Source organism: Acinetobacter sp. 228 (assembly GCF_048147885.1).
Genome location: NZ_JAYWYV010000656.1, coordinates 1 through 1000, shown reverse-complemented (window position 1 = coordinate 1000; position 1000 = coordinate 1). Strand labels below are relative to the sequence as shown.

General features: G+C 43.6%; 1 pseudogene. It reads left to right on the top strand.

Annotated features, from left to right (window positions below):
• Positions 1-1000 (top strand): annotated as a pseudogene (locus VXQ92_RS21640) (DNA-directed RNA polymerase subunit beta'); the annotation flags it as partial.

Here is a 1000-nt window from a genome sequence, read left to right as displayed (position 1 = left end):
GACTACTCTGGTCGTTCGGTAATTACTGTAGGTCCTACTTTACGTCTTCACCAATGTGGTCTTCCGAAGAAAATGGCACTTGAATTATTCAAGCCATTCATTTTCGCGAAATTACAAGCTTCAGGTCAGGCAACAACCATTAAAGCTGCGAAGAAAATGGTTGAGCGTGAGACTCCGGAAGTTTGGGACGTTCTTGCATCTGTAATTCGTCAACATCCAGTGATGTTGAACCGTGCGCCAACACTTCACCGTTTAGGTCTTCAAGCATTTGAACCTATTCTTATTGAAGGTAAGGCAATCCGTCTTCACCCACTCGTCTGTGCTGCGTTCAACGCCGACTTCGACGGTGACCAAATGGCGGTACACGTTCCATTGACACTTGAAGCACAGTTAGAAGCTCGTGCATTGATGATGTCAACAAACAACATCTTGTCACCAGCAAACGGTGAGCCAATCATCGTTCCTTCTCAGGACGTTGTCTTGGGTCTTTACTACATCACTCGTGATGCAGTAAACGCGAAAGGTGAAGGCATGGTGTTTGCGGATACTCACGAAGTAAACCGTGCACTTGCAACTGGTCAAGTTGCGATCCATGCTCGTGTTAAAGTACGTGTGCATCAAACGGTTATCAATGAAAATGGTGAGCGTGAACAGCAAACTATTATTGTTGATACAACACCAGGTCGTTGCTTACTTTGGGAAGTTGTTCCAGAAGGTTTAAGCTTTGACATGATCAACCTTGAGATGACTAAAAAGAACATCTCTAAGTTAATCAACTCTTGCTACCGTAAACTTGGTTTGAAAGATACAGTTATCTTCGCTGACCAATTAATGTACTTGGGCTTCCGTCAAGCGACTCGTTCAGGTGTATCTGTAGGTATGGAAGACATGTTAATTCCACCTACGAAACACACAATTATTGACAAAGCGGAAACAGAAGTTCGTGAAATCGAACAACAGTTCGAACAAGGTTTCGTAACTGCTGGTGAACGTTATAACA